Genomic DNA, 21613 nt, shown 5'->3' on the forward strand with positions numbered 1-21613 from the left:
GAGTATTTTGAAGTACTAGCTAAGATAGAACAACACCTATCCAAATTGGTATTACAAACGTACTTTTTAACCCCTCTGATTGGGAATATGTCATTAACAAAACAATCAGATCAAAAACACCAATAAACACCATGAAAGAAGTATATATCGTTTCTGCCGTACGTACTCCTCTAGGAAGTTTTGGAGGAAAATTAGCAGGTATTCCAGCAACTAAACTAGGAAGCACAGCAATTAAAGGAGCCTTGGAAAAAGGCTTAGTAAGCCCTGATAAAATCGATGAAGTCTTTGTAGGGAATGTTATTTCTGCTAATCTGGGACAGGCCCCTGCCAAACAAGCCGCTATTTTTGCCGGTATTCCTCAGAGTGTTCCTTGTACTACTATTAACAAAGTATGTTCCTCTGGGTTGAAGTCCATCATGATTGGCGCTCAATCCATTATGCTGGGCGATAATAATATCGTCGTAGCCGGAGGTATGGAAAGCATGTCCAATATTCCATATTATATTCCAAAAGCACGTTATGGACATGGCTACGGACACGGAGAGCTATTGGACGGCCTAGTAAAAGATGGATTAACAGATGTCTACAACGGACAAGCAATGGGGCTTTGTGGAGATAAAACTGCTGAGCGCCTGGAGATCAGCAGAGAAGAGCAGGATACATTTGCCATCAATTCATATAAAAGAACTGCCGCTGCCACTGAAGCAGGGTACTTTAAGAATGAAATCGTTCCTGTAGAAATTCCTCAACGTAAAGGAGATCCTATCCTTATGGAAGAGGATGAGGAATTTAGAAAGGTGAAATTTGAGAAAATCCCTTCTCTTCGTCCTGTATTCTCCAAAGAAGGAAGTGTTACTGCAGCCAATGCCTCTACGATCAATGATGGAGCTGCAGCCGTAGTGCTTGCAAGCAAAGAAGCTGTAGAAGAACTAGGGTTACAACCTATCGCTAAGATTATATCTTTTGCAGACGCTTCAAGAGAGCCAGAATGGTTTACTATTGCCCCTCCTATTGCTGCTCAAAAAGCATTGGACAAAGCAGGCTTAAAAATCGAAGACATCGACTTCTTCGAAGTAAATGAAGCGTTCTCCGTCGTTACCCTTGCGTTCGCTAAAGAATTTGGCCTAAACCTGGACAAAGTAAATGTTCACGGAGGTGCGGTATCTATTGGACACCCATTAGGTGCTTCCGGAGCACGTATCCTTGTTACTCTAAACGGAGTGTTAAAACAACAAAAAGGTACCCTTGGTATGGCTGCAATCTGTAATGGCGGTGGCGGTGCTTCTGCAATGATTATTGAGAAGCTGTAAATCCACTTAAGAGCGTTTTGTTCAAGCTGTTTAATTGAGCTTCGCTCGTTCATGATGTTTAGTTGAGTTACTTAACTTCACCTCCGGTGAGTTATGACAACTAACCAACAGCTACGAAATAAGTATACATTTTAAAAAGGCGAAGGAAATCATGTTATTTCCTTCGCCTTTTATAATTTTATAGCACCCTCAGCTAATGGTGTTCATACCGCTAGCGTTTTACTTATAAACCATCAACCTATGATTAAAGGAGTTATATTAGATATGGACGGGCTACTGATCGACTCAGAACCCTATTGGCGTACTGCCCTGATTGAAGTAATGGCTTCCGTAGGCGTAGAAATGACCCCTGAAAAAGCTAAAAAAACCATGGGACTACGTACAGAAGAAGTCGTAGAGTATTGGTACAATCATACTCCTTGGCAAGGTAGAAGCACGGAGGTAGTTGCTACCCATATTATGGAAAAAGCATTAGAACTTATCCTGGAGCAAGCCCCTATCCTACCGGGAGTTCATGATTTAATCAACCTGATTAAAGAACAAAAGCTCGCCTTAGCATTAGCCTCCTCTTCTCCTGCGTTTATGATTGAGGCTATTGTAGATAAAATCGGGATTCGTGATGATTTACAAGTCATCCGATCGGGACAATATGAAAAACTATCCAAGCCTCATCCGGATATCTTCATTCATACCGCAGAGCAGTTGGGACTTAAATTCAATGAATGTATTGTCTTTGAAGACTCTTTTAATGGTGTGTTGGCCGCTAAAGCTGCCAAAATGATCACTGTGGCTGTCCCTGAAGATCAAGAGGACCCTCGCTTTGTTATCGCTGACTTAAAGCTAAAAAGTCTGGAAGAGTTTACGGCCGAAACACTGGCAAAACTTATATAATGAAGAATGAAGAATGAGAAATAATATTCTTCATTCTTCATTCTTAATTATTCAGGCATGCAGAAAAGTACTCTACCTGCTCTTCCGATACCCTACTCAGCAAATATTGTAGGTTTCTCCAATCTGCATCTTTTATAGGAATACTCTTCCAATAGTGCCCTCCCTTCTCTCTAAGATACAATTGTACCTTAGGAGGCAGCATTCCTTTCGTCGTAAGGATCTCTTTTTCAAGCCCCCGTATATACTGATCCTTATGAATGTATATCTTCACTTCAATATCCTCATAAGGCATAGGCCCTAGCTCAGGGACAGAAACAAACTCTTTCTCTGTTAATAGTTTAGCTTCTCCAAAAGTTAGAAAGTTGCGTAGAGTTGTTAGCATATGGTGTTGTTAATGATTAAAAATAAGGTTATTAAAAGATCCTAATTATTTAAGGATAAATCCTATAAAATCAAAGCAATACTGTAATTAAGGAAGGAGCTTGCGAGTTATGCTTAATAAAAAAGGGTAGCCGTTCTGGCTACCCTTTTTGATATCATTGAAGATCGTTGTTATGCCAACAATCTGATTGGATCTTCCAAATAAGCTTTCAAGTCCAATAGGAATGCAGAACCTACAGCACCATCCACTACGCGGTGGTCACATGAAAGGGTTACCTTCATCACGTTACCTGGTACGATTTCGCCATTTTTCACTACCGGAATCTGCTTGATACCTCCTACTGCAAGGATACAAGAGTTTGGAGGGTTGATAATTGCCGTAAACTCCTCGATACCGAACATTCCCAAGTTAGAGATCGTGAACGTTGAACCTTCCCACTCTTCTGGCTGAAGCTTCTTGTCTGCTGCTTTTTTCGCCAACTCTTTTACGTTCTTAGAGATATCAGAAAGCGATTTTGTATCTGTAAACCTTACTACAGGTACCAATAATCCATCAGGAACTGCTACTGCTACTCCTACGTGCACATGGTCATTGAAGCGAATGCTATCTCCCATCCATGAGGCATTTACATAAGGGTGCTTTTTCAAGGCTGCCGCTACTGCTTTCACTACCATATCGTTGAAAGAGATCTTCACATCAGCTACCTCATTCAGGCTCTTACGAGCTGCAATTGCCTTATCCATGTCGATATCCATCGTCAAGTAGAAGTGAGGTGCCGTGAACTTCGCTTCTGCCAAGCGAGAGGCGATAACCTTTCTCATTTGAGAAACTGGCTCGTCACGGAAGTTCTCCACTCCTGCTGGAGCTGCTGCTACAGGAGCCGCTGCCGCTGGTGCAGTAGTTGGTTGAGGTACATAAGCCTCTACGTCTCTTTTTACTACGCGACCATGTTCTCCTGAACCAGGGATCATTGCCAAGTTGTACCCTCTCTCCTTAGCCATCTTTTTAGCCAAAGGAGATGCAAATACACGTGCTCCATCTGAAGCCGGCGCAGGAGCCGCTTCTCTAGAAACTGGAGCAGAAGCTGCTGCAGGTGCTGGCGCTGCTGCCTTAGGTGCAGCTGGCTTTGGAGCCTCTGCTTTTGGAGCTGCCTCTTGTTTTGGAACCTCCTCCTTCTTAGGAGCTGAAGCTGTTTGAGAAGAAGCTTTCAACAAGGTTTCCCAATCAGCTCCCTCCTCACCAATAATAGCAATTACGCCATCAATGGGTACATTTTTATTTTCAGTAATATACAAGATCGTACCGTCCTCATAAGATTCCAGTTCCATCGTTGCTTTATCAGTCTCTACCTCTGCCAGGATATCACCAGAGCTTACCTTATCTCCTACACTTACCAACCAGTTTGCGATCACCCCTTCTTTCATGGTATCTGACATCTTAGGCATTCTTACCACTTCTGCATTAATACCTGAAGTATCAACTTGCTCAGAAGTTGCCTCTTCTGCTGCCGGTGCTGCTGTTTCCTCTGCTGCAGGTGCAGTAGCTTCTTCTGCTGCTGGAGCACTTCCTCCATCTAGCAAATGCTGGTATTCTTCTCCTGGTTCTCCGATAATAGCAATAATAGCGTCAATCGCAATTGCCTCTTTCTCCTTTGCAGCAATATGCAAAATGGTGCCATCTTCATAAGACTCTAGTTCCATGGTTGCCTTATCAGTTTCTACCTCTGCGATAACATCTCCAGAACTAATTTGGTCACCTTCTTTAACTAGCCAAGATGCGATCACCCCTTCTTTCATGGTATCTGACATCTTAGGCATTCGAATTACTTCAGCCATAAGTGATATTTTAGTCTAATTCGTCAAATTTTTCGTTTTCAATGTCCAAAAATAATAGGATTATTTTATTGTCACAATTACCAACTCATTAAGTTGTTATATCTCATCGCTCTTTTAGGCCACAATACTTTATTTAATGCAAAGAAAACACATTGACAATCAATAAAAAGCGGACATTTATCACCATAATACTCCGAAGTCTCGACTACCTTTGCATGTCAGGGAATTGTTATCGTTCGTTAATACCTAAAAGCATAAACTTTTTCTTTTAAAATTCAAGATTGCAAATGTCCAAATCTAGGAGTTACTTTGCACTCTGTTGAAAAGTCAAATATTGACGAATGATGAAACAATAACTCTTGTAATCCTGTTTGATTCCTGTCCACTTTAATTAAAACGTAGACAACGTAGGGAGTAATGATTTTTGATTGTATATCAATAGATCATCATGGATTATTGTTATAGGGATATGAAATTCCTTTCATTGGAATAATTGAGGAAATGATCATTCCCAATAGATGCAAGATTGCATGCAAAGGACAACCCAATTCCTGTAAGGTTTTTTAGCCTTCAGGCTATTTCATATATGTAGAGATATTTTTAAAGGTGAACAAACAATGACATATAACTTCAAACTTGACGAAGGTTTCCTGAACAAATACAAAGACATTAAACCTCCATTCGGGTTCAATGGTCTTGGAGAGCTAGTTTATATGCGTACCTATTCCCGCTTGAATGAAGACGGGACCAATGAGGTATGGTGGCAAACGGTGAAGCGTGTTGTAGAGGGAACATACACGATCCAAAAAAACCATATCCTGAAGTATCAACTAGGATGGGATGATGAGAAAGCCCAAGGTTCTGCCCAAGAGATGTTCGATCGCATGTTCAACATGAAGTTCCTTCCTCCAGGACGTGGACTATGGGCGATGGGATCTGAGCTGACGACAAAAAGAAACTTGTTTGCAGCACTAAACAACTGTTCTTTTGTAAGTACTGAGAACCTTTCGGAAGATCCTGTAAAACCTTTCGAGTTCTTGATGGACATGTCTATGCTAGGAGTTGGAGTAGGATTTGACATCAAAGGTGCAGATCAAGTCACTGTTTACCAGCCTAGCAAAGAAGATATAACAACACACTCTATTCCTGACTCAAGAGAAGGATGGGTAAGTAGTGTAGGAATGTTGCTACAAACTTATTTGGCACCTAACCGTGCTGCGATAAGCTTTGACTACAGCCAAATCCGTAAGGCTGGTGAGCCTATCAAGGGATTTGGTGGTGTAAGTTCAGGCCCTGCTCCACTACAAAAACTGCACAACCAAATCGTTGAAAAGTTCGATGGACGATCAGCAGGAAGCAAAGTCACTGGTACAGATATCGTAGATATTATGAACATGATTGGCTGTTGTGTAGTCGCTGGTAACGTTCGTAGAAGTGCCGAAATCGTCTTTGGTGATCCAAACGATGACGAGTACCTAAAATTGAAAGATTACCGTTGGAACAACGAGAAACAGCAAATGGAGGGATCTGCTGCACACCGTGCAGACTTCGGTTGGTCATCCAACAACTCTGTCTTTGCAACGGTAGGTATGGACTACAATAAGGTCGCAGAACAAACTGCAGTCAATGGAGAACCAGGGTATATCTGGCTAGACAACATCCGTAAATTTGGTCGTTTGGCAGATGCTCCTGACAACAAAGATATCCGTGCTATGGGTACCAACCCTTGTGCAGAGCAATCATTGGAATCTTATGAGCTTTGTTGTTTGGTAGAGACTTTCCCTACTAGAGCCGAAAGCAAGGAAGATTACCTACGTACATTGAAATTTGCTTACCTATATGCTAAAACGGTAACATTAACAAACACGCACTGGGCAGAAACCAACCGTGTATTGTTGCGTAACCGCCGTATTGGTACATCAATGTCTGGTGTTGCTCAATTTATTGAGAATAAAGGATTGGATAACTTGAGAGAATGGTGTGACGAAGGATACCATACTATTCAAGACTGGGATAAAATCTACAGTGAGTGGTTATGTGTACCTCGTTCGGTAAAAACAACTTCTATCAAGCCTTCAGGTACTGTATCCCTTCTTCCAGGTGTAACTCCAGGTATGCACTACCCTGAAAGTAACCACTACATTCGTCGTATCCGTATCGCAGAAGATTCTCCACTATTGGAGCAATGTAAAGCGGCGAATTACCATGTAGAACCAAGTGTATCAGAAGCCAACACGATGGTGGTTTCTATTCCGGTTTCTATTCCAAATGTAAGAACGGTTAACGAGGTAAGCATTTGGGAACAAGTAGCACTGGCAGCCTTCTTGCAAAAGCACTGGGCGGACAACCAGGTATCTGTAACCGTAACCTTCAAGAAAGACGAGGCATCACAAATCAAGCCTATCTTGAACTACTACCAATACCAGTTGAAATCTGTAAGTTTCTTGCCTAAGCTAGAAATGGGGAACACAGTATACCCTCAGATGCCTTATGAGGAAATCTCTAAAGACCGTTACGAGGAGCTTGTAAAAGACCTGAATGTATTGGACTTCAACAATATGACTACAGGTGTGGATAGCGAAGCAGAGAAGTTCTGTGACGGTGACCACTGTGTGTTGTAATCGAATAAAGAATAGAAGAACGACTTCCTAATGGATAAAGGAAGAAGATGAGTCATCCCATATTAACATTTAAGGGGTGGCTCATATTTTTTTCTTTAAAAAGTACCTTTATATATCTAAAAATGGCCTTGAAGAATTGCCGTTAAAATTTTTAATCGTAAAAGCGTTAAGAAAATTCCATTGTTTGAGCGCAGCGAGTTTGGAATTTTTAGCTTTTACGATTAAAAATTAGGCAAATTCTTCAAAGCCTTGATTTTTTTGCTTCGTTTTTTCATCAAGGAAAAAATGAAGAAGCTCATAAAGGGCTTGTGAGATAGTTGTAAAGGGATGAAATTCTCAGAAAGCTAAGCCATTTGTTAATATGGGATGATTCATGTTCAACCTTCTTACTCCAACTTAATTAGGACGTAGAAATAACCAAAAAGAGCAGCATTTTACGTGCTGCTCTTTTTTTTGTTTCGTTCCAAACGAGGAACAACAATAAAGTGAATCACGAGTCGCCCCAAGACATATCCTCCTACAGCGCCTATTGTATCTACTACAAAATCATAAACATCTCCACTTCGATAAGGAATGAAGTGTTGAATCAATTCCGTGATGGCTCCATAAACAACACAAGCAAAAACCATTAACAACATCGTATTTCGGCGTGATTTATGCGACCAGTGCTGCTGGAAAATCCCGAAAGTATAGAAAAAGGTCAATGCCCCAAAGATTCCTAGATGAACTACCTTATCCATGTGAGGGATCGACCATTCCGATTTTGGATTGGGTACCTTAAAGAAAAAGGCATAGAACGTCAACAAGGATAAAAAAACGGCTGGCCACAGGGGTTTCCACAAAATTTTATTCATTTTCAAAGTCACAGTATCAATTTATAATGGATTATAGCATATTTGTACACCTTACTGATTGCTAATGATCAGTACTTCCCGAAATACATCAAACAAAAAATGTAAATAACTTCTTGGTGATCCACCTCGAACAAGTGGGACTTCTTTCTGATCAAGATACAGTAATAATACAGTGGTTAGACGTCAGAAAGATATAAAAATTCCAACAGTATACCACTTGAACTCAAACGATCAAACAATATGAAAAAACTTTTCCTACTCCTATTTTTTTTAGGTTACGGCATCTATGGAATTCAAGCTCAAGATTTTAAATACAAGAAAAGCCGAAAAAAAGACTACATAGTACAAATCACTACTGATTTAGGGAGTATAGATCTTATACTTTTTGATCAAACCCCTATTCATAAGGAGAACTTCTTAACACTTGCCTCCAAAAACTTTTACGATAGCTTAACATTTCATCGAGTACTTGAAGGCTTTGTCGTACAGGGAGGAGACCCCAACAGCTATCAAGGCAATGAGCAACGCCTAGGCTCTGGTGGACCTGGTTACGAGTTGACAGCAGAAATTGATACCACACTATTCCTTCACGAAAGAGGGGCTATCGGTGCTGCCCGTATGCCTGACAACATCAACCCAGAACGCAAATCCAGTGGAAGTCAATTTTACATTGTCCAGGGACAAGAAGGAGCACATCATCTCGACGGAGAGTATACCGTTTTCGGAGAAGTTATCAAAGGAATGGAAGTGGTGGACCTTATTGCCCAGCAGGAGGTGGACCGAAGAGGAAACCCTCTCAAACCTATCCGCATGAACGTAACGGTTGTTCGACTTAAAAAGAAAGATATCCGCAAACGTTATGACTACACTTACCCTGAAAAAAGAAGGGACAAGTAACTTTTTTCCCTCACTACAAAGTTTTTATAGTCATAATTATTACCATTTACAAGAATTGTTGGTAAATTTGCGGTCGATCAATATACTTTGCCAATATTAAATAGTACTTTTTGAGCATTGGCAAAATGGTCATGTTATCACTGATGAACGTAAGAATTTTTCTACATTATTAATTACAAATAAAGATGACAAAGACAAAGTTATTTACTTGGTTGATGGTGCCAGTCGTACTCCTTATGGGTTGGTTGGTTTACGATAGCATCTTCTCAGTAATCAATGAGGCTGAGGCTATCAAGAAAGCAGAGAAGAAAGTTGTTGAAAAACTGAAACAAATCAGAAAAGCTGAAGTAGCATACTTTAACAAGTACAAAACGTATACAGCTGACTGGGATTCTCTAGTGACTTTCATTAAAGAAGATACGATCTATACAGTAGAAAGAACTGAGATCATTACTCCTAGAACAAAAAATGATCCTTTGTACTATACAAGAACGGATAGTGTTCGTATCGAAGAAGATACTATCGGTAGAGAACTTGCGATCAAAAAATTGTTTCCAATTGCGGAATATCCTAACTTTAATCCTGAAAGACTGCCATACTTGCCAGGAAGAGATACTGCAACATTCGAGATCTGGGCTGATACCCTTCGTAAAGGTCAAGTACTTGTAAATGCAATCGAGGTTGTCGACAGCGATCCTAGAGACCCTACAAGAAATGACAACGATGAAAGAAGAGTAAGATGGCGTCTAAGATTTGGTTCTAAATACGATGCAACAACATCTGGTAACTGGGAATAATCTTGGAAGACTTACTTTTAGATACACTGCTTTATAAAGCATATGCAAACAGCTTTGATGTACACAATATTGCGGATTACACGCTCTGTATTAAGGTACATCAGAGCTGTTTGTCTCTATGTATATACCACGAAAAATCACATACCTGCCTTGGGATAGAGGCTTATGAGACCAAAACCAACGGTACCCCCGAAAAGCTTACGGCATTTATGGAGGACCTTTTTTCCCGACATGCATTTTTAAATGCCGTATTCTGGAAAGAAATCAAGGTGGTCATTTCTCACTCCCAGTACAGTCTTATCCCTTCCGAGCTCCTAGAAGAAGATACCGAGCTACAAGCTTTTCTACAACTCAACTGCTCCTTCGAACCTTCCCAACATACCTTGGTTCAAAATGAGCTCCCACACAGTAAAGTAACTATTGGCTTTCCTATTGCCAACGTACTGTATCGTTGGTTTACAAAATTTTATCGCAATAATGAGGTAAAATTTTACCACTCCTCTTTTTCTATTCTTCATTACCTATTGGAGATTGATCAGGCAAAGGAATATACCAAAACACTTAACCTATTGGTGGCTGGAGACCAGCTGACCTTTTTTTATAAAGTGAATAGTCAACCGGTACTAGTCAATAGTTTTACTTTTAAGAGTCCTAATGATTTTATTTACTATACCCTCTTTATCTTAGAAGAATTAAAACTTTCTACCAAGCATACAGCGGTACGTATATGGGGCGACCTTGCAGAGGACACCCCTGAGATACAACACCTCAAACGATATGCTGCACATCTTATCTTTGGAAGACGACCAAAGAAAATCAACTACAACTACATTTCTACAGATATCCCTGAGCATTATGCCTTTGACTTAATGGCACTCATGCATTGCAAATAATTAGGAAAGAAGATTCATTTTTTGAATATTAAAGATCATGAAGAAAATTGCACTTTTTCCGGGCACCTTCGATCCATTTACCAAAGGACACGAAGATATTGTATTGAGAGGAGCTGAATTATTTGACGAACTAATTATTGGGCTTGGGCATAACAGTAAAAAAAACCGTTACTTCCCTGCCGAGAAAATGCTTGAGCAGATTAACCAGCATTTCGAGGACAAACCTAATATCAGAGCTATTATGTACAGTGACCTTACCGCTAAAGTAGCGAAAGAACTTGGTGCACAGTTTCTGCTAAGAGGGTTGAGAAATACAACAGATTTTGAGTACGAAAACAGTATCGCACAGGCCAACCGACATTTGGTACCTTCTTTGGATACTATTTTTATTTATACCTCTCCACAGTTTTCACATATTAGTTCTACTATTATTCGAGAACTGTATCATTATGGGCAAGATGTCTCAGAGTTCGTTCCATTTCCATTGGATAAATAAGCACTTCTCAATAAAAAACTGTTCCCTTTATCAACAACTATAGGCTATAGCATGTTGATAACTTGGAAAAAGTATAATCAATGAATATTGCTACCGGAAATTATTCTTCTCCAAAAAGAAAAGAGAGATTTCGGTCGTATATTCGTATATAGCCATGTAGTACTCTCCTAGATCTATAAGGGAGAAAACACTTATTATACAGCAACTACCTTAAGGTAGAAACATCATAATGCTGTCAACTACTTAATTATTAAATAAATTAACTGAATATAAATTATGGGATGTGGGTCATGCTCAACAGGAGCCTGCGGAACGACTAGTGGAGGATGTGGCAGCAATGGGAGTTGTGCCACTGGAGGTTGTATGAAACTCAATGCCTATGACTGGCTGGGAGATATGAACCTTCCCGGTTCCACCAAATACAATATCATAGAAATAAAATTTAAAGGCGGACGAAAGGGCTACTACCGCAACAGCAAATACCTGGAGTTGTTTACTGGGGACCCTGTCGTTGTGGAAGCGCAAAGTGGTCACCATATTGGACATGTATCCTTACAAGGAGAACTTGTTCGCCTACAAATGAATAAAAAAGACGTCAAGGAGGACAGCGAAGAGGTACTTAATATTCTACGTCCTGCTACTGATAAAGATCTGGAGAAGCTCGTCAATGTCAAGAACAGAGAGCTGCCGACCATGTATCGTACCAGAGAAATCATCAAGGAGCTTAACCTTAAGATGAAGCTGTCTGACGTCGAATTTCAGGCAGACAACTCCAAGGCAACCTTCTTTTACTCTGCCGATGATCGCGTAGACTTCCGAGAGCTTATCAAGATATTGGCTAGCGAATTCAAGATCAGAGTAGAAATGAGACAGATCAGTCTTCGCCAAGAAGCTGGACGTATCGGAGGAATCGGCTCTTGTGGTAGAGAACTGTGTTGTTCTACCTGGCTAACTGACTTCAAAAGTGTTAGTACAGCCGCTGCCCGTTATCAAAACCTTTCGCTAAACCCTAGTAAGTTATCCGGACAATGTGGACGACTTAAATGTTGTCTGAACTATGAACTGGAAACATATATTGACGCCTTAGTTGATATTCCTATTGTGGATAGTCCATTGATCACTGAGAAAGGAAAGGCTGCCTTACAGAAAGTAGATATCTTCAAAAAAGTATTGTGGTTCAACTACAATGGTGAAACCACTTGGCACAGTATTTCTGCCGAAAGAGTCAAAGAAATACAGGAGATGAATGCCAAGCAAGTTTTCCCTCCTGCACTACAGGAAGACGAAACAACTACGATCGAAGCTAAAGACAGCAAATTAGGTTCGGCCATTGAGAAGCTAGAAAGGAAACGTCAGCGTAGAGAAAAGGAAAACCCTGGAAAACCTCGACCAAAAAAGAGAAGTACCAGAGGGAATAAACCATCCAATCAAAATAAGCCACCCCAAAATAAATCGTCCCAAAATAAAGGGGATGAAAATAAAGGGAAAGAGAATAGTGGTAATGTAAAAAGAAGAAGAAATAGAAAAAAAAATAATAGGTAAGGTTGGAATAACCTTACCTATTACATTTAGCTTTTTAAGAAATGTATATTAAGAATTTCCTACTTTTTGGAATACTAGGACTGTCACTGCTAGCCGCTTGTGACTCTTCCAGAGTGGTCGAAGAATATGTAGACTACACCGAAGGCAACTGGTACTATGACTCTGTAGCTAATTTTGAAGTAGATATCCGAGATACTACACAAGACTACAACATTTACTTTAATGTTCGGAATTCTATCGCGTACCCCTTTTATAACTTATACATTCAATATGAGTTGTCTGACAGTAGTGGCCGCCTATTGAGAAGTAATCTACAGGAGTTCACCTTAATGCACGCCAAGACAGGGGAACCTTTCGGTGAAACTGCCAGCCCTGCTGGTGAAGGGATAGGCCTTTTATACACTCACCAATTTCCACTTTTGAATACTTATAAATTTGAGTCAGCAGGTACGTATACCTTCCGATTCAACCAGTATATGCAGCCGGATACGCTGCCGGGTATCTACAATGTTGGAATAAGAGTAGAGAAAGCTAAAAAATAGCTAAGGGCTGAATAAATCACTATCATAGTGTTGAATCGTTGAATTTCTCCTTCGGAGAGTTGAATAGAGCTTTGCTCGTTGATTCGAGTTGAACTGTTGATTGAAATATATATAAACACTCAAACAACCTATCAACTCGAATCAACGAGCGAAGCTCAATTCAACTCATCACAAAGTGATGAAATTCAACGATTCAACTTTTACGGCATGGTACGGAAAATATAATCCCACAATGGAGAAGACACTCCAAATGCACGATCATTGTGCTTATAGTGGTGAATACCATGATGTACCCATAACGTTTTGAACATATTCTTAGGAGGTCGATAGGCATGGACAATATAATGTACTCCTAAGTAGGCTGCATACCCTACCACAAACCCCGGCATAAAGCCAAAGGCATACCTTCCCATCAAAAACCAAAATACCGTAAACATCACAACTGTCAGAAAGATACTGACTACCATAGGCATGGCCAGACGCATCTTATCCTTAGGATATTCGTGATGTACTCCATGAAACTTATACGTAATAGTTTGTTTAAGCTTCGTATCAGGTTCCATGTGGAATACGAAGCGATGTACCAGATACTCTACCAAAGAAAATGAAAGTACCCCTACAAGGAACAACCCTATGGCAAGTCCCAAAGAGAGGTACCCTTGGTACAACCCATAAGCCATCACAGACAGACCGGTAACAGGGAAAAATGTCAACGGCATGGCAATATGAGTTTTAGTTAGCATTTCCAGAAAACCGCTTTCAAATAGCTGTTTTCGTCCCTTGTTTTTGGGAGGAATGTAATCGTTAGTGTGAGTCATAGTTAGTTGTGGGTTATATGGACAATAAATAAGAATGTGAAGCCTATAACTAGGCTCTAGCACTAGAGTATACTACTACAAGCTTCACACCCTTATCTGTTAAAGCTTACCTATATAGAATACAAACTCTAATGGTTCCTTAAACAGTTCCAATAAGTTATAAATCATATTAGGATATTTGACAAAATAGTGCATCATATTCGTCTTTCTTTCCTGCGGAACTCCACCTGGAAAAGCCTCTTCTTTAATGGCTAATACACGCTCCAAACCTTCACTTAGGTTTCTACGCTCTGACTTCTCTAGTTTATAAGCCGTGTGTTTCAAACGGTCTTGTGCTCTTTTCAACTCCGCTTTTACATGTTTCTCCAAACCTTGATCGATAGGGAGGGTTTTCTGCAATACCTGTTCATAAAGCTTTTCCAGCACCTCAAACTCCTCTTCCAACGTATAATCATGGGCAGCATGCTTCTCCGTAAAGAGCTTCTTCAATGCTACTTCCGAACGGAATAGGTCTTCCACCTCAAAACCATAATACTTTAGCTTATCAAAATGCTTTTCTTCCAGTAATAAGGCAAAGCCTCTCGGTAATAGAATTGGAAAAGGAACTTCCAAAGCTGCAAAAGACGCTTTCAGTTGCAACCAGTACACTACTTCTGCAGGCCCTCCAGCATAAGATAAATTGGGTAAAATAGCTTCCTGATACACCGGACGTAAAGCCACATTAGGACTAAAGCGCTCTGGATGCTGCTCAATTAAGAACTGCATCTCTTCTTTAGAAAAAGAAAGATCTGTATTCAATACCTGAAACTGTCCTTCTACTTCTTCTATTCTTTCCCGAACACTTCCATCCAAGTAAAAGAAGTTAATCGAACGGCTATAGATCTGTGTACCATATCCCGCTTCCTCCAATTGCTGATCTGTTTGCTGAATATGAGCATATGGAATATGCTCCAACACATCTTTTTCAATCAAAGGAACAATTTCCTGTTTCAACGCTCTGCTATCACCATCCACACATAGCAGCCCATATTCTCCAAAAAGTTGATGCACAAAATAACGTGTTGCATCTGTAAGATTCTCTTGTGTTGTATAAGCCTCTTTAAAAAAGGAAGGCATATCCTGTATCTGATCCAGAATATCCTGCAATCCTGTAGGACTTAAGCGTCCAACAGCTCCACTAACCTTCGCCTTATTCCATTGGTATTTCCTACCAAAAGCATTAAAAAAGCTAATCTCTTCAAAATCGTGATCCTCTGTCGCCATCCAGTATACCGGAACAAAATGGTACTCCGGATAGACGCGTTTCAGTTGCTCAGCCAATTGAATTGTTGAAGCAACCTTATAAATAAAGTATAAAGGCCCTGAGAAAATATTCAACTGATGGCCTGTCGTCACCGTAAAGGTCTTCTCATCTCTCAAACGTTCAATCTGTGTTGAAGGAACCTCCGATAAGTGAGCGTATTGCTCTAGCAATGTATCGGCAAGCTTGTGACGCTTCTCTGTCGTGAAGTAAGCTTGCTTCTCTGTTATCTGTTCCTCAAAACTTTCAATAGCTGGAGTACGATGGTAAAAAGACTTTAAAGTATGCTCTCCATTAATGTAGTCCAAAAATGTCTTTGAAAAAGTTCCAGTCTTAGAGAATGGTATTTTAATACAGTCCATTATGTATGTTGAATTGTTGAATTTCACCTTCAGTGAGTTGAATCGTTGATTTGTTGAGGCGGCTTACACCGCTATTGGTTCGCAAACCCTCCCCCTCAGGCAAGGGCCTACATTATATCTATTCTTAAGGTAATAACATCAGGCAAACGAAAAATCAATCACACGGGGTACCTTTTACCTTTTACCTTTTACCTTTTACCTTTTACCTTTTACCTTTTACCTTTTACCTTTTACCTTTTACCTTTTACCTTTTACCTTTTACCCAAAAGATATAACTTAAACAGAGAAAAAGTGTTTATGACTCCTCCATAATAAGAAATGGTGATCCCTCCCCATGCACCTTAACAAAGCCATCCTGTAGTACCTTATAGACTCCATCACCTACAAGGGTAAGGTTTTCTACTTGCACATTTTCAGGTATGCACAATTGCTGTCCTGCGGGATACCACTTTTCCAATACTTTTTTCTTACAAAGAAATGCCCTTTGATGATGTTCAAAAAGCACCACATCTACGTCCGAAAAGGCAGCAAACAAAGATAAAGTATGGTCTATCGGAAAAAAAATATTGATTGCCCGATGTTCTTTTTCCTTTAGATAGGCTGCTATGGTAAGGAATAATGTTCCTTCTATAGGTATTATGGTTACAGGCTCCTGGTAAATCAACTCTTTCTTTAAGGAAGGATGTTGTTCTGCCGAGCAAAAGACAACCTCAACCTTTATATTCCATGTTAATAATAAAGGCAAGGTTTCTGCCGTCGCCATTACTACCGGGCTCCATTCCAATAGTTGATGTAGTGTATCTTGTTGGCAAACCTCGGCATCCAATAATAAAACGGCCGGTTCCTGCGCATCACGAACAATATGGTGAGAAGACATATATTTAAAGTAAAAGGTAAAAAGTATAAGGTAACGCTGTAGGGGTGCGATTTATCGCGCCTCTACACCAATATTTTTTTTATAAAACAAATTTTAAACTTAATTCCACGATGTACAAACTTTTAACAGTCCTTATCGCATCCGCTACCATTATCGGATGTACTCCCAAATCATCCAAAAAACAGGAAGCTGCTGTAACTGAAAATAAAGAAGCTATTGCAAGCAGTACGCTACCTACCACTGATACCCTTACAAGCAAGGCAGCCACCGTAGAAGAAGAAACCATAGAAAAAATCAACACTGAGAATACGGTACAGGAAACTCCCGTAACGGCACCTGAAGCACTCAATACAAAAGAAATTAGCAGCCGTATTGGAGAGCAATACGCTATTGTAGAAAAGTGGCAAATGGTTAGAGACTTCAACGGAGACCAGAAAGATGATATCGCTTGCGTCATCACGAACACCAATACCAAAGAGAAAGGCGTAGCCATTATGCACCACGACGGTACACATGCTATTATAGGTGCAGGAGATGCAGCTTCTGGAGTAACGGATATGCCTTGGCTAGCAGCTTTCCAGGACATCCCAAGAGGCAATATGGTTGCTCCTTACAAGAAAGATGAAAAAACCGGTAAATGGGTTACTGATTACGACAAGGAAGTTCGCTTGATAGGTGCCGGCATCTGGGTACATGAAGCCGCTTCTAATAAAGGAGGAATTATTTACTGGGATGGAGAGAAATATGAGTGGATTGAGGTGAAGAAGTAATTCTCAATGAAGAATTATTAATCATTCACTAAATCCGAGCGTGGACGCTCGGTAAAATCGCTTGTGGGTCCGTAAGCTGGAGCTTACGACCAGTAAAGTAGTAAAGCAGTAAATTTCAATTGAAAATTATTCATTGATCATTGAAAATTAAAAAAGGCACCAGCCATTACAGCTGGTGCCTTTTTTTTAATGAAGAATGAATAATTAGGAATGAAAAATAGTTACAAACTATTCCTCATTCTTCATTCTTAATTCCTCATTATATCTTAGGTGTGGTGGTAGATACCTTCCTCCAACATTGGGTGATTCTGAGGAATCAAACCTGCTTTAGTAAGACCTTTGAAGATCACAAAAGCAAATGCTGCGAAGAATACCATACCCAAACCGATAGACATCAAGTTCAATGCGCCATCTTCTTTCATTACACCTGGAGTGATCATTAGGTAGAAATCGATCCAGTGACCTACGATGATCAATACAGCAACGATTTTCAGCATCATTGTTTTTCTCTTTGCGTCTCTTGTCATCAAGATGAAGAAAGGAAGCAAGAAGTTGAAGATCAACATTGTGAAGAACAATGGCTTATAGTTACCTGATCTTAGACGGTCTACGAAGTAGATAGTCTCCTCTGGAATGTTGGCATAGTAGATCAATAGGAACTGTGCCAAGAATAGGTACGACCAGAAGATTGAGAAACCGAATACGAACTTACCCAAATCGTGCAAGTGGTTTTCGTTTACAATTCTCAAGTAACCCATCTCTTTCAAGATGATGGTGATCAAAGTGATTGCTGTAACTGCTGTTACCAACCAGCTTGATAGACAGTACCATCCGTATAGTGTAGAGAACCAGTGCGTGTCAATTGACATCAACCAGTCCCAAGAAGCGATAGACTCTGATACACCAAAGAAGATCAAGAAACCTACTGAGATTCTTTGTGCTCTTCTGAAGTGTTTTGTAGAACCTTTTACGCCATCCTCGTGTGTAGTCACTTTCTTCAACATGAAGAAGAATAGGTACCATACTGCGATGAACGCTACCAATCTGAATAGGAAGAATGGTGTGTTCAAGAATGCTTTCTTACCGTTGATGATCGCATCAAACTCAGGGCTGTTTTTGTCAAACAGGTATTCGTGCGTCCAGTGGAAGATATCGTGGCTTCCTACTAGGAAAGTAACCAACAATACTGCACCACCGTAAGGCAGGAAGTTACCGAAAGTCAACATCACACGCTGAACTGGTACTGACCAACCTGCGTTTGCTGCGAACTGAATTGTGAAGAAGAAGAAGCCCAAAAGTGCTACTCCAGTGTAGAATACACCGTTCATCCACAAACTTGTTTTCAACATTTTCAACCATGAAGCGGTTTCGTGGTGACCTGCATCTGCTCCGTGACCGTCAGCCGCAACTGAAGCCAGGTTAGAAGCAGCATCCATTGCTGCGTGGTGCTCGTCATGACCACCACCCATCATCATGAACACAATCCCAAGAACAAAAGACACTAGTCCGATGCCTCCGATTGTGAATATTTTTTTCTTTAACGATGCAGAGAACTCAAATTTCTCCTGCACGTTATTGATATCAACATCTACGTGAGCCATTGTTTTCTGTATTATTAGTTTCCTTGAAGTACTCTTACATATTTCACGATCTTCCAACGCTCTTCTGGGTTCACCTGTGAAGCGTGAGGCCACATGTTCCCTTGTCCGTGCGTAATGATATGGAAGATATGTCCGTCTGTTTTACCTTTCGTGCTCTTACCAGTAAGGTTAGCAATACCCATAAATGCTTCGGATACTTTACCTTTCCCTTTACCATCTGTACCGTGACAGTGTTGGCAATAGCTCTCATACAGACGCTTACCCTCAGCAACAACCGCTTTAGAGTCCTCCAAAGGATTCTCTACTGCCTGAGCAAGCTCAAGGTCTTCTGCCTTGATATCTTTGTAATATAGCAACGCCTGATCTGGAGCCGCATTCAAAGAACCTGTAACAGCTTTATAGTTCTGACGGGCAACAGTACCTTCTACTGGCTCCATCATGTTGATTACCTTTTTACCACCCTTTCTGCTATCCACAAATGGGTTGGTGTTGGTATAGTAATCATAAAGACTCTCGAAAAGACCTGTCGGTACTTCCGACTCTGTCATTTGCGATAGTGGCTCGTAAGGGATTGAGTGATACATCTGTGGAGCATACTCCAACCCCGGATCGTTGCCCTCTGCACCACAAGCAGTCAAACCTGCTGCGGCTGCGATTCCCAAGATGATTTTATTGATACGCATTTTGCGAAAATTTTTAAATTCTAGATTCGATTCCACTTAGCTAAGCTTACGTGCAGAGTCCGTAACTCCGTTGGTGAATAGATCGATCAGATAATCCACAAAGTTTCCTTTGATTTCTTTATCTGTCAAATCTTTTCTCTTCACTTCTTCTGCTCCTAGCTCTGACAATAACGTTTGGATTTCCTCCTCGCTAATTTTGTTTTTCGCAAGGTCTACGGCCAATACGTGCTTATCGTCTGACTGTCTTCTATCAAAAACTACTGGTACCTTGTGAGGTTTCAGGTCTTGTGATACGAAGAAAGTACCTGCCATACCGAATGCTGACAATAGTACCGTCAATTCGAATGTAATTGGCACAAAGTCAGGAATCGCGATGAAAGACTTACCGCCAATGATCATTGGCCAGTCGATCCCCATGATCCAAGTTTGCAAAGCGATTGCCAAGGTAGTACCCAACGCACCAAATCCAAATGCGGCTCTTGGCATCCATGATCTCTTGTACCCTAGTGCATCTTCCAGGAAGTGCACTGGGTAAGGAGTAAATACCTCATGGATTTTCACACCTTTTGCTCTAAGAGTTTTTACCGCTTTCAGCAACAAGTTGTGGTTGCCGAAAATACCTAGTGTATAGTGTCTATTCTTTTCCATGTTTCTTTCCTATGCTTCTTGATTAAAAGATTGAAGGGGCAGCTGCTTCTACTACTTCTTCTTGTGATGTGCGGTGCTCCGCAGGAACATCCTCATCAGAAATCGTTCTTCTTCCTCTGTATACTTTAGAGTCAGAGTCAGCCAAAATCGATTTTACCTCGGCCATGTTGACTACTGGGAAGAACTTCGAGAATAGTAGGAACAATGTGAAGAATAAACCGAACGTAAATACGTATGTCATCACGTCGTGAATCGTTGGGTGGAAGTACAACCAGCTTGACGGAAGGAAGTCTCTATGTAGAGACGTTACGATAATTACGAAACGCTCGAACCACATACCGATGTTTACCACGATAGACAAAGCAAACGTGATGTAAAGGTTTGTTCTGATTTTCTTGAAGTAGAACAACTGTGGAGAGATTACGTTACAGCCCATCATTGACCAGTATGCCCACCAGTACTGACCAGTCATACGGTTAACGAATGCGTACTGCTCGTACTCAACACCTGAGTACCATGCGATAAAAAACTCAGTAATATAAGCGATACCTACGATAGAACCTGTTACCGTGATAATGATGTTCATCATCTCGATATGCTCCATAGTGATATAGTCTTCTAGTTTGTAAAGCTTTCTCGTGATTAGCATTAGTGTCAATACCATTGCGAAACCAGAGAAGATCGCACCTGCTACGAAGTAAGGAGGGAAGATAGTCGTGTGCCATCCTGGGATTACTGAAGTAGCAAAGTCAAAAGATACGATGGTGTGTACTGAAAGTACTAGTGGTGTCGAAAGACCTGCAAGAATCAAAGAAACTGATTCGTAGTGCATCCAAGTTTTCGCTGAACCGTTGAAGCCCATAGAAAGTGCACCGTAGATCAATCTTGATACTGGTGATACTGCTCTGTCACGAATGGTAGCAAAGTCAGGAATCAAACCAATGAACCAGAACACCAAAGATACTGAGAAGTATGTCGAGATCGCGAATACGTCCCAAAGTAGTGGTGAGTTGAAGTTCACCCAAAGCGAACCAAATGCGTTAGGCAAAGGAAGTGCCCAATACATACCTACCCATGGACGACCCATGTGAATTACTGGCCATAGCAAGGCACAAATAACGGCAAAGATTGTCATTGCCTCCGCTGCACGGTTAATTGACGTTCTCCATTTCTGACGGAACAACAACAATACCGCTGAGATCAACGTACCGGCGTGACCGATACCTACCCACCATACGAAGTTGGTGATATCCCAAGCCCACTGAACGGACTTGTTAAGACCCCACTTACCGATACCATACCAAAGCATCTCGCCCATAAAGTATCCTCCGGTAAACAATAGTACTAGTGCGATGGCCATACCACCTAACCAGCGTACGTTAGGAGCTGCCTCTACCGGACGGCAAACATCCTCTGTGATATCTTTGTACGTCTTCCCACCGGTTACCAGTGGTTCACGAACTTTTGATACGATTTCCATATCTATTATTTAAA

General features: G+C 40.8%; 20 protein-coding genes. 10 read left to right on the forward strand and 10 right to left on the reverse strand.

The genetic code is table 11. The features are described 5' to 3' along the window. Positions 1-131 precede the first annotated feature (131 nt). Together ABD985_RS09755 and hxpB are read left to right on the forward strand one after the other, a co-directional pair. Positions 132-1310, forward strand: coding sequence for an acetyl-CoA C-acyltransferase (locus ABD985_RS09755; protein WP_345371296.1), 1179 nt, complete (start codon positions 132-134; stop codon positions 1308-1310). 240 nt (positions 1311-1550) lie between these two features. Continuing rightward, on the forward strand, positions 1551-2201 hold the full coding sequence (gene hxpB, locus ABD985_RS09760; RefSeq protein ID WP_345371298.1) for a hexitol phosphatase HxpB: 651 nt from the start codon (positions 1551-1553) through the stop codon (positions 2199-2201). Positions 2202-2244: 43 nt separating this feature from the next. On the opposite strand, the gene ABD985_RS09765 is transcribed toward hxpB, so the two are convergent. Both ABD985_RS09765 and ABD985_RS09770 read right to left on the reverse strand, forming a co-directional pair. Beyond that, positions 2245-2583, reverse strand: coding sequence for a hypothetical protein (locus tag ABD985_RS09765; protein ID WP_345371300.1), 339 nt, complete (start codon positions 2581-2583; stop codon positions 2245-2247). 170 nt (positions 2584-2753) lie between these two features. Next, positions 2754-4418: a pyruvate dehydrogenase complex dihydrolipoamide acetyltransferase gene (locus ABD985_RS09770; RefSeq protein ID WP_345371302.1), complete on the reverse strand. Its 1665-nt coding sequence runs from the start codon at positions 4416-4418 to the stop codon at positions 2754-2756. Positions 4419-5035: 617 nt separating this feature from the next. On the opposite strand from ABD985_RS09770, the gene ABD985_RS09775 reads away from it, so the two are divergent. Beyond that, entirely contained in the window at positions 5036-7039 is a 2004-nt protein-coding gene (locus tag ABD985_RS09775) for a glycyl radical enzyme family protein (RefSeq protein ID WP_345371304.1), read from the forward strand. Between the two features lie 434 nt (positions 7040-7473). On the opposite strand, the gene ABD985_RS09780 is transcribed toward ABD985_RS09775, so the two are convergent. After that, positions 7474-7893 (reverse strand): VanZ family protein, encoded by a 420-nt coding sequence (locus ABD985_RS09780; protein ID WP_345371305.1) that lies wholly within the window; start codon positions 7891-7893, stop codon positions 7474-7476. A gap of 240 nt (positions 7894-8133) precedes the next feature. Here ABD985_RS09780 and ABD985_RS09785 point away from each other — a divergent pair, with 240 nt between their 5' ends. The 6 genes from ABD985_RS09785 (at position 8134) to ABD985_RS09810 (ending at position 13060) form a co-directional block, all read left to right on the forward strand. Continuing rightward, positions 8134-8790 (forward strand): peptidylprolyl isomerase, encoded by a 657-nt coding sequence (locus ABD985_RS09785; protein ID WP_345371306.1) that lies wholly within the window; start codon positions 8134-8136, stop codon positions 8788-8790. A gap of 185 nt (positions 8791-8975) precedes the next feature. After that, positions 8976-9587, forward strand: a complete 612-nt coding sequence (locus tag ABD985_RS09790; RefSeq protein WP_345371308.1) for a hypothetical protein — start codon at positions 8976-8978, stop codon at positions 9585-9587. 2 nt (positions 9588-9589) lie between these two features. Beyond that, on the forward strand, positions 9590-10480 hold the full coding sequence (locus ABD985_RS09795) for a DUF3822 family protein (protein WP_345371310.1): 891 nt from the start codon (positions 9590-9592) through the stop codon (positions 10478-10480). Positions 10481-10517: 37 nt separating this feature from the next. Next, complete coding sequence (gene coaD / locus ABD985_RS09800) at positions 10518-10976, forward strand: pantetheine-phosphate adenylyltransferase (protein ID WP_345371312.1); 459 nt, start codon at positions 10518-10520, stop codon at positions 10974-10976. Between the two features lie 276 nt (positions 10977-11252). After that, the gene (locus ABD985_RS09805) at positions 11253-12518 is read left to right on the forward strand and encodes a PSP1 domain-containing protein (protein ID WP_345371314.1); all 1266 of its coding nucleotides are present in this window, start codon (positions 11253-11255) and stop codon (positions 12516-12518) included. Positions 12519-12559: 41 nt separating this feature from the next. Next, positions 12560-13060, forward strand: a complete 501-nt coding sequence (locus tag ABD985_RS09810; protein WP_345371316.1) for a gliding motility lipoprotein GldH — start codon at positions 12560-12562, stop codon at positions 13058-13060. A gap of 200 nt (positions 13061-13260) precedes the next feature. On the opposite strand, the gene ABD985_RS09815 is transcribed toward ABD985_RS09810, so the two are convergent. The 3 genes from ABD985_RS09815 to ABD985_RS09825 all read right to left on the reverse strand — a co-directional run bounded on the left by ABD985_RS09815 (position 13261) and on the right by ABD985_RS09825 (position 16417). Beyond that, complete coding sequence (locus tag ABD985_RS09815; RefSeq protein WP_345371318.1) at positions 13261-13878, reverse strand: sterol desaturase family protein; 618 nt, start codon at positions 13876-13878, stop codon at positions 13261-13263. A gap of 99 nt (positions 13879-13977) precedes the next feature. Beyond that, positions 13978-15540: a bacillithiol biosynthesis cysteine-adding enzyme BshC gene (bshC, locus tag ABD985_RS09820; RefSeq protein WP_345371319.1), complete on the reverse strand. Its 1563-nt coding sequence runs from the start codon at positions 15538-15540 to the stop codon at positions 13978-13980. Between the two features lie 295 nt (positions 15541-15835). Beyond that, positions 15836-16417: a hypothetical protein gene (locus tag ABD985_RS09825; RefSeq protein ID WP_345371321.1), complete on the reverse strand. Its 582-nt coding sequence runs from the start codon at positions 16415-16417 to the stop codon at positions 15836-15838. A gap of 110 nt (positions 16418-16527) precedes the next feature. Here ABD985_RS09825 and ABD985_RS09830 point away from each other — a divergent pair, with 110 nt between their 5' ends. Further along, entirely contained in the window at positions 16528-17187 is a 660-nt protein-coding gene (locus tag ABD985_RS09830) for a hypothetical protein (RefSeq protein WP_345371323.1), read from the forward strand. 266 nt (positions 17188-17453) lie between these two features. Here ABD985_RS09830 and ABD985_RS09835 read toward each other — a convergent pair whose 3' ends face one another. The 4 genes from ABD985_RS09835 to nrfD are packed head-to-tail and all read right to left on the reverse strand — an operon-like array spanning position 17454 to position 21599. Further along, positions 17454-18788: a quinol:cytochrome C oxidoreductase gene (locus ABD985_RS09835; RefSeq protein ID WP_345371325.1), complete on the reverse strand. Its 1335-nt coding sequence runs from the start codon at positions 18786-18788 to the stop codon at positions 17454-17456. Positions 18789-18802: 14 nt separating this feature from the next. Further along, positions 18803-19471: a c-type cytochrome gene (locus tag ABD985_RS09840; RefSeq protein ID WP_345371327.1), complete on the reverse strand. Its 669-nt coding sequence runs from the start codon at positions 19469-19471 to the stop codon at positions 18803-18805. Positions 19472-19507: 36 nt separating this feature from the next. Further along, the gene (locus ABD985_RS09845) at positions 19508-20119 is read right to left on the reverse strand and encodes a DUF3341 domain-containing protein (RefSeq protein WP_345371329.1); all 612 of its coding nucleotides are present in this window, start codon (positions 20117-20119) and stop codon (positions 19508-19510) included. 22 nt (positions 20120-20141) lie between these two features. Continuing rightward, a complete protein-coding gene (nrfD, locus tag ABD985_RS09850; protein ID WP_345371330.1) occupies positions 20142-21599 on the reverse strand; it encodes an NrfD/PsrC family molybdoenzyme membrane anchor subunit in 1458 nt (485 codons plus the stop codon). Between the last annotated feature and the right edge of the window lie 14 nt (positions 21600-21613).

The sequence above is a fragment of the Algivirga pacifica genome (assembly GCF_039543525.1).
Lineage (GTDB): Bacteria > Bacteroidota > Bacteroidia > Cytophagales > Flammeovirgaceae > Algivirga > Algivirga pacifica.